At 49.3% G+C, this 12,241-nt stretch carries 11 protein-coding genes; all 11 read right to left on the bottom strand.

Going from position 1 to position 12,241, the window contains the following annotated elements; genetic code table 11:
* The 11 genes from QN395_RS06230 to QN395_RS06180 all read right to left on the bottom strand — a co-directional run bounded on the left by QN395_RS06230 (position 1) and on the right by QN395_RS06180 (position 12,190).
* Positions 1 to 930, bottom strand: a complete 930-nt coding sequence (locus QN395_RS06230) for a glyoxylate/hydroxypyruvate reductase A (protein WP_322120410.1) — start codon at positions 928 to 930, stop codon at positions 1 to 3.
* Positions 931 to 995: 65 nt separating this feature from the next.
* Positions 996 to 3,011, bottom strand: a complete 2,016-nt coding sequence (locus tag QN395_RS06225; protein ID WP_322120411.1) for an acetyl/propionyl/methylcrotonyl-CoA carboxylase subunit alpha — start codon at positions 3,009 to 3,011, stop codon at positions 996 to 998.
* 121 nt (positions 3,012 to 3,132) lie between these two features.
* Positions 3,133 to 4,161, bottom strand: a complete 1,029-nt coding sequence (bioB, locus tag QN395_RS06220; protein WP_322120412.1) for a biotin synthase BioB — start codon at positions 4,159 to 4,161, stop codon at positions 3,133 to 3,135.
* Between the two features lie 131 nt (positions 4,162 to 4,292).
* On the bottom strand, positions 4,293 to 4,994 hold the full coding sequence (bioD, locus tag QN395_RS06215; protein WP_322120413.1) for a dethiobiotin synthase: 702 nt from the start codon (positions 4,992 to 4,994) through the stop codon (positions 4,293 to 4,295).
* Complete coding sequence (gene bioF / locus QN395_RS06210) at positions 4,991 to 6,181, bottom strand: 8-amino-7-oxononanoate synthase (protein ID WP_322120414.1); 1,191 nt, start codon at positions 6,179 to 6,181, stop codon at positions 4,991 to 4,993. The genes bioD and bioF overlap by 4 nt, the downstream gene beginning before the upstream one ends.
* Entirely contained in the window at positions 6,178 to 7,623 is a 1,446-nt protein-coding gene (bioA, locus tag QN395_RS06205; RefSeq protein WP_322120415.1) for an adenosylmethionine--8-amino-7-oxononanoate transaminase, read from the bottom strand. The genes bioF and bioA overlap by 4 nt, the downstream gene beginning before the upstream one ends.
* Before the next feature lie 255 nt (positions 7,624 to 7,878).
* Complete coding sequence (locus QN395_RS06200; protein WP_322120416.1) at positions 7,879 to 8,412, bottom strand: DUF1569 domain-containing protein; 534 nt, start codon at positions 8,410 to 8,412, stop codon at positions 7,879 to 7,881.
* A complete protein-coding gene (locus QN395_RS06195) occupies positions 8,409 to 9,188 on the bottom strand; it encodes an enoyl-CoA hydratase/isomerase family protein (protein WP_322120417.1) in 780 nt (259 codons plus the stop codon). The genes QN395_RS06200 and QN395_RS06195 overlap by 4 nt, the downstream gene beginning before the upstream one ends.
* A gap of 10 nt (positions 9,189 to 9,198) precedes the next feature.
* A complete protein-coding gene (locus QN395_RS06190; RefSeq protein ID WP_323491792.1) occupies positions 9,199 to 10,065 on the bottom strand; it encodes a dienelactone hydrolase family protein in 867 nt (288 codons plus the stop codon).
* A 92-nt stretch (positions 10,066 to 10,157) separates the two neighbouring features.
* Positions 10,158 to 11,780: a carboxyl transferase domain-containing protein gene (locus tag QN395_RS06185; RefSeq protein WP_322120419.1), complete on the bottom strand. Its 1,623-nt coding sequence runs from the start codon at positions 11,778 to 11,780 to the stop codon at positions 10,158 to 10,160.
* Positions 11,777 to 12,190, bottom strand: coding sequence for a YchJ family protein (locus QN395_RS06180; RefSeq protein ID WP_323491791.1), 414 nt, complete (start codon positions 12,188 to 12,190; stop codon positions 11,777 to 11,779). The genes QN395_RS06185 and QN395_RS06180 overlap by 4 nt, the downstream gene beginning before the upstream one ends.
* Between the last annotated feature and the right edge of the window lie 51 nt (positions 12,191 to 12,241).

The raw sequence follows: 12,241 nt of genomic DNA, 5'->3' as shown, positions 1-12,241 counted from the left end.
TTAATATCCTCTGGATGGATCGACGATGCCAGTGACGGCCTTACCGTTTGCTAGCGCATTGATTTTATCTGCAATCTGTTTTGTACTTTCATCACGCAAGGTCATTGCCGCGATATGCGGTGTAATACTAATGCGAGACTCTGACCAGAAAGCATGTCCGGCAGGCAGTGGCTCGGTCTGGAACACATCTAATGTTGCACCGGCAATATGCTCTTCCCGTATCAAAGCCAATAAATCGTCTTCAACTAGATGGGCGCCGCGTGCAACATTAATAATGTAAGCACCCTTGGGCAATTTTTGTAAATTATTGCGGTTTAAAATATTGCGTGTATCGTCGGTCAGCGGCAAGATACAGACTACTACTTTGGATGTTTTTAAAAAAGCGTCGAGACCGTCTTGACCTGCATAACAAGTAACGCCTGCGATATTTTTTTGTGTACGGCTCCAGCCATTGATAGGAAAGCCGAAACCAGAAATCGCCTCTACAATCCGTTCACCCAAGACACCAAGTCCCATTACACCGACACTAAAATCTTGCTTCTCAAAGGGTGTTAGAAGTTGCCAGTGCTGTGCCTGTCTTTGCTGATCATAATGATCAAATCTGCGGTAGTAACGCAGTAAAGCATGGCTAACGTATTCTGCCATTTGTGTGCCCATACCGGCATCATCCAGACGAATAACGGGCACGCCTCTAGGTAGTGCATCACCCAACTGCAAAATCGCGTCAACACCGGCGCCGAGATTGAAAATCGCTTTTAAATCACTACGCCCTGCCAACATGGCGACTGGTGGCTTCCAAACAATCGCATAATCAGCGGCCGCAACATCACCGTCTTGCCAAACGCGGATATCACTATTTGGCAATGCACGGTTAAGGCTATTTAGCCATTGTTCTGGATTAATACCAGACGAGTAGAAGATTATTCTCATGTGAATTACGGTGGTCTCCCTGCTCCCTCTGGCGGGAGAGGAGTTCTAAAAATAAGCGCGGTTGACTAATCTTGTTTAAAGGTCAGTAATGGTGCGCCTTCAGTAACCTGATCTGCAACGGCATACAACACTTCCTCAACAACGCCGTCGTGCGGTGCCGCGATGGTGTGTTCCATCTTCATTGCCTCCATGATCAACAGTGCGTCGCCTTTTTTAACCTCTTGCCCGGCGCTAACCAGCACCGCGACGATCTTGCCTGGCATTGGTGCTGTTAGTCGTCCGCCTTCGCTTTCTGCCTCGCCTGCATGTGCCATTGGATCGGCGTAGTGTAATTGCGTGTGTTGATCTTGACTGAATATATTGAGTGTTTCGGCATTGCGTACTACGGTGCCGGTGATAGTTTGACCACCAAGCGTTTGATCACCAATCGTTAGGCTGAGTTGATGTCCCGTATGATTTGCTAACGTGACTTTTGCGCTAGCGCCGTTTACCGTGATTAACCAGGAATCTGCCAGATAACTGACAACAACTTCATGCGCACCATGCTCCTCCTCCAGCTTGATCGTACGCTGTAAAGTGCTGTTCATACGCCAGCCCTGATTGCTTTGCCATGGATCATTGCCGCCTATTTTTTCAGCTTGCAATAAGGATACGACCGCCAAAGCCAATACCGACATACTGGCTGGTACCACTGCCGGGAACAAGACCTCCTGATTGCGCTCAATTAAACCAGTATCCAGATCAGCGGTAGAAAATGCAGGACTGGTAATCAGACGCTGCAAGAAGGCGATATTCGAGGACAAGCCAACGATTTGATATTGTGCCAAGGCTTGCGACATACGTGCCAAAGCTTCGCTACGATCTTTGCCCCAGACGATTAACTTGGCGATCATCGGATCATAAAACGGTGAGATGCTGTCGCCTTCACGCACACCACTGTCAATACGGAAGGCCGCAGGCGCATTGACTACGCCACCTAACTCAAAATTAACAGCCGGTGGCGTCTGGTTATGCAGCAATGTACCGATGGACGGCAGGAAGCCTTTTTCTGGATTCTCTGCATACACACGCGCTTCTATCGCATGACCATTGATGCTAAGTTCTAACTGCGACATCGGCAAGGGCTGCCCGGCGGCGACACGCAATTGCCACTCAACTAAATCTGTACCGGTAATCATTTCGGTCACAGGATGTTCTACCTGCAAACGAGTATTCATTTCCATAAAGTAGAAAGAACCGTCTTGATTGGCTATGAATTCGACCGTACCTGCACCGACATAGCCTACCGCCTTTGCGGCAGCCACCGCAGCCTCACCCATAGCAGTGCGGCGCTCCGTGGTCATGCCCGGAGCCGGAGCCTCTTCTAATACTTTTTGATGGCGGCGTTGTACCGAACAATCACGCTCAAACAGATAAACGCAGTTGCCTTGTGTATCGGCAAAGACTTGTATCTCTATATGGCGCGGACGTTGCAGATATTTTTCTGCAAGTACTTTGTCATCACCAAACGAGTTAATCGCTTCCCGCTTACAAGAGGCGAGAGCTTCTTTAAAGTCGGCAGATTTTTCAATCACCCGCATACCTTTGCCACCACCACCAGCGCTGGCTTTGAGTAAGACTGGGTATCCGATACGGTCACCCTCTGTTTGCAAAAAATCAGCATCCTGATTGTCACCATGGTAGCCAGGTACCAGCGGTACATTGGCTTTTTCCATCAAAGATTTGGCGGCAGATTTACTACCCATCGCGCGGATTGCAGATGCTGGCGGACCGATAAAAACTAAGCCAGCTTTGGCGCAGGCATCGGCAAACTCACTGTTCTCTGATAAAAATCCATATCCCGGATGAATCGCCTGAGCACCAGTAGCCAGCGCAACTGCGATAATCTTGTCAGCACGCAGATAGCTCTCTTTAGCTGGAGCAGGTCCGATCAGGACTGCTTCATCGCAGACAGCAACATGTTTCGCATTCGCGTCTGCTTCTGAATATACAGCGACGGTTTTGATGCCCATGCGGCGTGCGGTAGCAGCAACACGGCAAGCGATTTCGCCACGGTTGGCGATCAGGATTTTTGTAAACATGGTTTGCTCTTTCAACAAAAATTCAAATCAAAAACTTCACGACAAAGACAAAAAATACAAAGGAAACACTCTGCTTTCTTGGCGAACATTTATCCTCTTTCGTCTTTGTCGCTCACAGTTTTTAGCGACAACTTCCAGCCTTTGCCTCAACTTTGCCACGGGTTTTCAAACCTAGCTTAGCGAGTAACACGCGGTCATCTTCTGCATCTGGATTTCCGGTCGTTAGTAATTTATCGCCGTAGAAAATCGAATTAGCGCCTGCCAGAAAACACATCGCTTGCACTGCTTCGCCCATCTGGCGACGACCAGCGGACAAGCGTACCCGCGCCTTTGGCATCGTGATGCGGGCAACGGCGATCGTACGCACAAACTCCAGCGGATCAAGCGGATCGAGTCCATGCAAAGGAGTGCCTTCGACTTGCACCAGATGATTGACCGGAACTGATTCTGGATAGGGATTGAGATTAGCTAATTGTGCGATCAAACCTGCACGTTGGCGACGTGATTCGCCCATACCGACAATGCCACCACAGCAGACTTTGAGGCCAGCAGTACGCACATGGCCTAGCGTATCTAAACGATCTTGATAGTCGCGGGTAGAAATTACATTGCTATAAAACTCTGGTGCAGTATCAAGATTATGGTTGTAATAATCGAGGCCAGCATCTTTTAGACGTTGTGCCTGTTCTTCTTTCAGCATGCCCAAAGTTGCGCAGGTTTCTAAGCCCATGGCTTTAACTTCACGCACCATGATTTCAACTTTTTCGATATCGCGGTCTTTGGGTGAGCGCCATGCTGCGCCCATACAGAAGCGGGTCGCGCCGTTTTCACGGGCGGCTTTGGCTGCATCTAAGACCTCGCGCACATCCAGCATTTTTTTCGCTTCAACACCAGTGTCATAACGTGCCGCTTGCGGGCAATAGCTACAATCTTCTTCGCAACCACCGGTCTTGATCGAAAGCAGTGTCGCCAATTCGACATCGCCCTCCGGAAAATTAGTGCGATGTGCCGTCTGTGCTTTAAACATCAGATCGTTAAACGGCAAATCAAACAAGGCCATCACATCGTCAAGAGGCCAAACCTCGGCTTCAATAGGCTTGACCGGCGTTTGGAAATTTAGAGGAGTAGCTGTCTGTTCTGTCTGTTGCATGGTGAAATCCTTCACATCAATTAATTCAATGAGTTACTAAGTTCTGTTGTCAATAGGCTTGGTTGTCAATAAAGTCCATTAACAATTCAGGACTTACGCAAAATTGTCCCGGTAAGGCAGTTGGGACGTTTTTACGTAAGTCCTGCAATTAAATCTAAATTCAAATAGCTGGCAGCGGCCTGTGCGCTTGGATCTGCCAGACTTGGGATAATCCCCAGCAAAGGTGCCGGCAATCTGTCCTTGAGAGCCTCTACGTTTTCTTCAAAATACGACATCTTAGCTTGTGTCGTGTTGGCAACCCATGCAACCAGCTTTAATCCACGCGCATTGATCGCCTCAGCAGTGAGCAATGCATGATTAATACAGCCTAAACGCATACCCACCACCATGATTACTGGCAGGGCAAATTGTTGCGCCATCTGCGCTGTATCAAAGGTCGCTGTCAGTGGTACACAAAAACCACCAACCCCCTCCACTATCACTGCATCGGATTGCTGTTGCAACTGGGTATAGCAAGTCTGGATATGCGTATCAGAAATACTGACATTTTCTTGCATAGCGACGATATGCGGTGCCGCCGCAGCTTGCATCAAATAAGGCGAGACTAAATCTGTACTCACCTTGATGCTGGAAGCCGCCTGCAACATATCCACATCATCGTTATGCCAGACGCCATCGATCAGGCTTGCACCAGCAGCGACTGGTTTCATACCGACAACTCGCAGGCCTCGCTGCGATAGGGCATATAACAAGGCGGCGCTGGTCAGCGTTTTACCGATTTCGGTATCGGTACCAGTAACAAAATAATCAGAGCGATTTTCTAAACGATTCATCGCGCAGCCTCCAGTTGATTCATCGCTGAAACCAGCTGTGCGACATCATCACTGGTATGCGAACCAGACAAGGTGATACGCAAACGCGCAGTACCCACCGGCACTGTCGGCGGACGGATTGCACCTACCCAGTATCCTTGGGCATACAAATCTGCGGCAATCCGCATGGTGCGGGCATTGTCACCAATCAGAATCGGTTGAATTGCCGTAGAAGACGCCATCAATTGCCACTGTTTTAGTTGCAAACCCTGCTGCATTTGTCTGATCAGATTCTGTACATTGGCTCTGCGTATCGCACCCTCCTCACCTTGTATCAGATCAAGGCTAGTTAACAAGGCATGCGCAATCGCGGGTGGTGCTGCCGTGGTGTAAATATAGGGCCGGGCTTTTTGCACCATCCAGTTAATCACCGTGGCATGGGCCGCAACAAACGCACCGGCGACACCGGCGGCCTTGCCCAAGGTTCCCATATAAACCAGATTCGGTGAACGCAAATTAAAATGTTCTAACGCACCACGACCATGGTCGCCCAAGACACCAAAGCCATGCGCATCATCAACCACTAACCAAGCATCGTATTGCTCGCATAAAGCGAGCAAAGCAGGTAACGGTGCAAGGTCACCATCCATAGAAAATACACTGTCAGTCACTACAATTTTAGTTGCTGCATTACTGGCACGCAGCAGGCTTTCTAAGGCAGCGACATCGCTATGCGGATACACCTTGACGGTGGCACGTGACAAACGCGCTCCGTCGATCAGCGAGGCATGATTCAATGCTTCAGAAAAAACGTCAGTGCTTGATTTTGATGCAGCAGCTAAGGCAGAAATCACTGCCAGATTTGCCATGTAACCGGTGCAAAAATAGAGCGCTTGCGCTTGCTCTAAATGCGGAGCAAGAAAACTGGCGAGTCTTTCCTCCAGCACTGCATGCGCACGCGAGTGGCCGCTGATCAGGTGGGATGCGCCGCTGCCTGCACCGTATAAAGCAACCCCTTCTTGCATTGCTGCGATGATTGCCGGATGGGCAGCAAACCCCAGATAATCATTACTACAAAAAGCCAGCATAGCCTTACCATCGACTTGGGTACGCGGTGCGCACATGGTGTCGGTGATGCGACGACGGCGTAGCAAACTTTGTGCGTCTAATGAAGTTAATTCCGTCTGCAGGTGGTCGAGTAATTTCATCGCGCCACCTTGATGACTTCTTCAAATACGGTCTGGATACGGGCCGCGACACCAGCGATTTCTTCATCGTCCAAAATATACGGCGGCATCAGATAAACGCTACGGCCAATAGGCCGCAACAACAGCTCATGCTGAAGTGCCGTAGTAAAAAACCGACGCGAAAAACTACTAGCCGCCGACACATCGTCTATGACTGCATCAAACGCCCAGATCATCCCTTGCTGCCGAAAATGCTGGACTTTGTCATGCTGAGCCAAAGGCTGAAGAGCCGCCGTAATCTTGGCTGCCTTGATCCGGTTTTGATTCAGTACATCGTCCGACTCAAAAATATCCAAGGTCGCCAACGCTGCACGACAAGCCAGCGGATTGCCCGTATAAGAATGCGAATGCAAAAAACCACGTGCTGTGTCACTGTGATAAAACCCTTGATAAATTTCATCCCGCGTCATCACTAAAGACAAAGGCAAATAGCCACCACTGATCCCTTTAGATAAACAAACAAAATCAGGCCAGATCTTTGGTAATGGATTTGCTTGTTGATGCGCTTGCTCATGTGCTTGTTCAAACGCGAAAAACGTACCGGTACGGCCGCATCCGACGGCAATTTCATCTGCAATTAAATGTACTTGGTACTGATCGCATAAGGTGCGCACCAATCGTAAATACTCTGGATCATGCATCGCCATGCCGGTGGCACATTGCACTAGCGGCTCCAAAATTACGGCAGCGATTTTCCCTGTATTTGCTTGCAGACAGCGCTCTAAATCTGCTGCGGCATGGCGCGCAACTTTGATAGCACCATCGGCGGCACTCTCACCGTCAAGCGCCTGGCGCGCATCCGGCGAGGCGACCACATGAGTATTATTGAGCAGGGGACCATAGGCATCGCGAAACAACTTTACATCCGTCACTGCCAATGCCCCCAAGGTCTCGCCGTGATAACTACCCTTGAGGCAGATAAATTCTTGTTTAGCGGTCTGCCCTGCGTTACGCCAAAAATGGAAACTCATCTTCAAAGCAATTTCTACCGCCGAGGCACCGTCTGAGGCATAAAAACAATGCCCCAACACACCACCTGTCAAAGCGGATAAACGCTCGGATAAACGAATCACAGGTTCATGGGTAAAACCTGCCAGCATCGCGTGCTCTAACTGATCAAGCTGATCTTTCAACGCGGCATTGATACGTGGATTGGCATGTCCAAATAGATTCACCCACCAAGAGCTGATGCCATCAAGATAGCGCTTGCCGTCGGTATCAAACAGCCAGGCACCGCGACCATGACTGACGGGAATCAGCGGCATAGACGTTTCATGATGTTGCATCTGGGTACACGGATGCCAGACACTTTGCAGGCTGCGCGCGACCCAGTCGGTTTTTTGATTCAAATTCAAACTGACTCCAAACTCTTCAACAGAAGATTCCTCAAAAGGAACGTCCATTACTTATGCGGCTTCTAGCAGGTTTATGCCCGGGAAGCCGCAGATTGATTGGACGTTCTATTTCAGGCAATTCTAAAAAACTTTAATCGAGATGCCAAACACAGTAACCGACGATTAAGGATTAAACATCAAGTAGGGTGCGCCATGCGCACCTTGAGTACCTGGCATCTCACCAGATGCACTCTTTTTATTCTTCGTTTGTTCATCAACGGTGCGCATGACGCACCCTACAGACCGTCTTACTACAAAGCTCCTCTAAGACTGAATTTCCTTAAGGTGATTTTCTATATGCATCACATGCGCGTTTGCAAACTCAGTCTTGCTTAATAAGCCGTAGGCAAAATGTGGCCGCAGTTCTCCTGTATAACTCTGAAACTCTTGCAACGCCTTGATCACCAGATCAATCGCCTCACCGACATTGCCGGTATCGGCAATCGCAGGTGCACCGGGAATCGGCTCAGTCAAATTGTGGCGCATCGCGCCGGCGACCGAGAATGCATAGAAGGCGGCACTACCGGCGGTGTGCTGAAACAACTCGGGCTTCATCTCGGGATAACCGGTCATCGAATACTGAATACTTTGCGCCAGATGCACGAACACTTTGTAAGGTGCCCAGCCAGTTTTTTGGACTAATTTGGTAGCCAGATCACGCGACTTCAACGCTTCTAACTGCGTTAGCATATTCGTGATCGAGGTAATTTCAACAGTCGATTTTCGGTAGCTTGCAAGACCAGCGGCAGCGACAGCAGTCAAGGCAACAGCACTGACTAACAATGTTCTCTTTTTCATAGCAGCCAGCCCGGTTTGCGTTTTTCTAAAAATGAGCGAACACCCTCACGTCCTTCGTCGGATGCGCGGATATGTGCAATACCCTCAACAGTTGCGGCGATCAATTCGCCCGTAAGTTCGCGGCTGACCACATTTTGTACCAGACGCTTTGCCTGCCTTACTGCGTTCGGACTATTCGACACCAGCGACTTAACGATCTCAGCGACCGTTTCATCAAGGGCGTCTGCACTCACCAGTTCATGCACAAACCCGATACGATGCGCTTCTGCTGCGCTGAACCTTTCAGCCGTGACGAAGTAACGTCGCGCTGCGCTCTCGCCCATCGCCTTAATCACATACGGAGAAATCGTCGCGGGAATCAAACCGAGTTTGACTTCACTTAAACAATAATTCGCCACATCTGCACTGACCGCGATATCGCAAGCAGCAACCAAACCCATGCCACCTGCGTAACAATCGCCTTGTACTTTGGCGACTACAGGTTGAGGGCAACAATAAATAGTCCGCAGCATTTCAGCCAGTTGACCTGCATCGGCGAGGTTTTCTTCGTGAGAATAATCCGCCATTTTTTTCATCCAATTTAAATCTGCGCCAGCACAAAAAGCGGAGCCATTCGCGGCCAGCACAATAGCACGGATGTGATCGTTAGCAGCCAAATCCCGGAAGGTCTGAGTTATCTCGGCGATCGACATTTCATTAAAGGCATTGCGGACTTCCGGGCGATTGAGTGTGACTGTCGCGACATAATCACTGATTGAAATTGTGAGCGTATCCATTACGTTTTTCCTATTTATTCGGTACTCTGACAAATCCATTTACATCCAGAAACTCACTTACAAGTGGCTCCCAAATTTTGATCCCTGCTGCAAACAAACTATGTCCATCTTTACCGAAAGACGGCAGTAATTTGTAGTCTGCTTTACCACCCGCTTTAACAAAAGCAGCATGCCATGCCCGGCTGTATGTTGGGCTAAAATACTGATCGTTTTCGGTATATATCCATAGCATGGGTGCTTTGCTTGTCTCGCCAAAACTGGCATACATTTTTTCTAACTTATAACCCTCACAAGGCTCGCCTGGGTGAGTTACCGGATCACCGCCAGAGCCACCTGCAAAATTAATCGCTGCAATCAGACCACTTGGATTTTTTGCTACTGTTGCGACCGTGCTATAGCCGCCAACCGACTGCCCTACAATTAGCACGAGACTTGAATCAACATAGCTTTGCTTTTTTGCGTAGGCCAATACTTCCAGAATTTCTGCACTTGCGGCCTCGGCCATCGGAGCATAATTTTTACGATTACAAGAACCGCTTTCTTCAGGGTCTGGACTGACTCCCATTTCGCCATAACCGATCCGGGTTGGCACAAATACAGCAAAGCCTCGTTGTACAAAATAGCGTACTTGTTGGGTATAGCGGAACCGTGGCGGCTCCGCGCGATTAGTCCCGCTACGACCATGATTTAAAATCAAAATCGGGAACGGGCCATCACCATCCGGCTTGAATTGTGTGATGACGACTTTGCCAGTAATCTGACGATTAAACATATCTCTGACTGCGATATCCATGCTGGTCACAGACTCGTTTAACTCTTTAGATAGCTTTAGCGCTGACGCTGAACTTGCTACGCCAGACGCGATTGGGGCAGACATATCTGGCTCGCCAGACTGAGCATATACAGACATACTCACCGTAGCAAGCAAGGTAAATAGCATTCGATTCAGACAAAGAGTCATCGCGGCACCTACATCCTAAACAAACCAAACTTCACATCCGGTATCGGCGCATTCAACGCTGCTGACAATCCCAATCCAAGCACCATACGCGTATCTGCCGGATCAATCACGCCGTCATCCCACAAGCGGGCGGAGGCGAAATAGGGGTGGCCCTGATGCTCATATTGGTCTTTGATCGGTTGCTTAAAGGCGTCCTCTTCTTCCGAAGTCCACGTGCCGCCTTTGGCTTCGATGCCGTCGCGCTTAACGGTCGCCAGTACGCTGGCTGCTTGTTCGCCGCCCATGACGGAGATACGTGCATTTGGCCACATCCACATAAAGCGCGGAGAGAAAGCGCGACCACACATGCCGTAGTTACCGGCACCAAAACTGCCGCCGATAATGACGGTAAATTTTGGCACATTGGCAGTGGCGACAGCGGTAACCATCTTTGCGCCGTTGCGGGCGATACCTTCGTTTTCATATTTGCGACCGACCATGAAGCCGGTGATATTTTGCAAAAATACTAGCGGGATTTTGCGCTGACAGCATAGCTCAATAAAATGCGTTCCCTTTAATGCAGATTCAGAAAACAGAATACCGTTGTTCGCAATAATACCTACCGGCATGCCGTGGATATGTGCAAAGCCGCAGACTAAGGTAGTGCCATAACGCGCCTTGAATTCATCGAAATGGCTACCATCGACTACACGCGCAATCACTTCACGCACATCAAATGGTTTGCGGGTATCTACCGGTATGACGCCATATAATTCTTGCGGGGGGAATTTCGGCTCTTCTACTTCTTTTAATACGACGCTAGCTGGCTTCTGACGATTTAAGTTAGAGACGATGGTGCGCGCCATTGATAGCGCATGAGTATCGTTTTGTGCCAGATGATCGACCACACCGGAAAGACGTGTGTGGACGTCACCGCCACCAAGATCTTCGGCGCTGACGACTTCACCGGTAGCGGCTTTGACTAGCGGTGGACCACCCAGAAAAATCGTCCCTTGATTTTTGACGATAATCGATTCGTCACTCATCGCCGGCACATAAGCGCCGCCAGCGGTACACGAGCCCATGACCACCGCGATTTGCGGTATACCTTTGGCCGACATGGTTGCCTGATTGAAGAAAATGCGACCGAAATGATCCCGATCAGGGAATACATCATCCTGATTTGGCAAGTTAGCGCCGCCACTGTCCACCAGATAAATACATGGCAAATTATTTTGCTCGGCAATTTCTTGTGCGCGCAGATGTTTTTTGACCGTCAACGGATAATAAGTCCCGCCCTTCACCGTCGCGTCGTTACAGACAATCACACATTCTTGCCCTGCTACGCGACCGATACCGGTAATTACACCGGCGGACGGAGCGGCGTCGGCACCGCTCTTTTCTTTGTACATATCGTAGGCGGCAAGTTGTGAGAACTCTAGAAATGGCGTACCTGCATCCAATAACATTTGCACCCGATCACGTGGCAACAACTTACCGCGTGCCAGATGTTTTTTGCGTGCTTCATCACCGCCACCGAGAGCGATCTTAGCTACTTTTTCTTTGAGGTCATCGACCACTCGCTGCATAGCAGCAGCGTTGGCTTTGAAGTCTTCGGAGCGGCTATTCAGTTTGGAATCTAAGGTCGTCATTTGTCTTTTCTCTTCTTATCGTCTTTGGTCGGAAAGCTACCATCTACATAAAACCATTTACCATCTTCTTGTAAAAAACGGCTTAGCTCATGCAGGCGATGTGCTCGCCCGCCAATTTTGTAACGTGCTACAAATTCTACTAACGCGCTGTCCGTCTTACCTGTATCAAGCGAGTAATTTTTAACTTCTAAACCCAACCATTGAGTTGGCTCATCATGCACGATTTTTTCTGCCGGACAAGTGCGAACATCCCAAGTCGCACGCAGATAAGCCTCATCTCCCAAGGTATAGGCGGTATAGCGGGAGCGCATCAAGACCTCTGCATTAGACGCGATAACGCTACCGCTTAAATAGGGGGCACAACACTGGCTAAACTGTTTTCCTGAATCACAGGGACACAACTTTGTCATACCGGTTTATTTGCTTTCACTATGTCTTTCAATTTTTTCTCTTCCGACCAA

It is taken from the genome of Undibacterium sp. RTI2.2 (genome assembly GCF_035018705.1).
Classification (GTDB): domain Bacteria; phylum Pseudomonadota; class Gammaproteobacteria; order Burkholderiales; family Burkholderiaceae_D; genus Undibacterium.
This window is presented reverse-complemented; position numbering and strand designations above follow the sequence as displayed.

Bases quoted from the DNA above. Each gene is read 5' to 3' on its own strand.
- QN395_RS06180 (WP_323491791.1), bottom strand. From the start codon at position 12,190: ATGACAAAGTTGTGTCCCTGTGATTCAGGAAAACAGTTTAGCCAGTGT.
- bioD (WP_322120413.1), bottom strand. From the start codon at position 4,994: ATGAATCGTTTAGAAAATCGCTCTGATTATTTTGTTACTGGTACCGAT.
- QN395_RS06195 (WP_322120417.1), bottom strand. From the start codon at position 9,188: ATGGATACGCTCACAATTTCAATCAGTGATTATGTCGCGACAGTCACA.
- QN395_RS06190 (WP_323491792.1), bottom strand. From the start codon at position 10,065: ATGTCTGCCCCAATCGCGTCTGGCGTAGCAAGTTCAGCGTCAGCGCTA.
- QN395_RS06230 (WP_322120410.1), bottom strand. From the start codon at position 930: ATGAGAATAATCTTCTACTCGTCTGGTATTAATCCAGAACAATGGCTA.
- QN395_RS06200 (WP_322120416.1), bottom strand. From the start codon at position 8,412: ATGAAAAAGAGAACATTGTTAGTCAGTGCTGTTGCCTTGACTGCTGTC.
- bioF (WP_322120414.1), bottom strand. From the start codon at position 6,181: ATGAAATTACTCGACCACCTGCAGACGGAATTAACTTCATTAGACGCA.
- QN395_RS06225 (WP_322120411.1), bottom strand. From the start codon at position 3,011: ATGTTTACAAAAATCCTGATCGCCAACCGTGGCGAAATCGCTTGCCGT.
- bioA (WP_322120415.1), bottom strand. From the start codon at position 7,623: ATGGACGTTCCTTTTGAGGAATCTTCTGTTGAAGAGTTTGGAGTCAGT.
- bioB (WP_322120412.1), bottom strand. From the start codon at position 4,161: ATGCAACAGACAGAACAGACAGCTACTCCTCTAAATTTCCAAACGCCG.
- QN395_RS06185 (WP_322120419.1), bottom strand. From the start codon at position 11,780: ATGACGACCTTAGATTCCAAACTGAATAGCCGCTCCGAAGACTTCAAA.